The organism is Dellaglioa sp. CoH-57-MRSF-20, assembly GCF_056781955.1.
Genome location: NZ_JBXAXV010000180.1, coordinates 1 through 348 on the forward strand (window position 1 = coordinate 1; position 348 = coordinate 348).

Consider the following 348-nt stretch of genomic DNA (forward strand, 5'->3'; position numbering starts at 1 on the left):
GCTCAAGCCTCTGGAGGAACCATCCAAGGATACGACGTGATCATCTGTTCGATGGAGCCGGAAAAATTCCAGTCCTCTACTGTCGGCCGCGCGATCCTGAAGCGCTGCACGCAGTTCCAGCTGGAAACGCCCACCACCAGCTCACTCGGCAAACAGGCCCTGCGTATCGCCAAAGGCGAGGGCATGGACTACGTGCTGGATGACGAGCGCTCGATCATCAAGCAGGTGGTGAAGGCCAGCAATTCAGATATGCGCGAACTCGCGAATATCATGCAGGCTCTTCAGCAGTACTACGATGGCATTCAGGGCAAGAAGCCTAAGCTGCTCAGCGCCGATGATGTGGGCACT

The 348-nt window shown here is 56.9% G+C and carries 1 protein-coding gene; it reads left to right on the plus strand.

Annotated features, from left to right (window positions below; all coding sequences use genetic code 11):
* The coding region (locus AC1RPN_RS08680; protein WP_481763790.1) for a hypothetical protein at nt 1-348 on the plus strand (348 nt) is incomplete at both ends.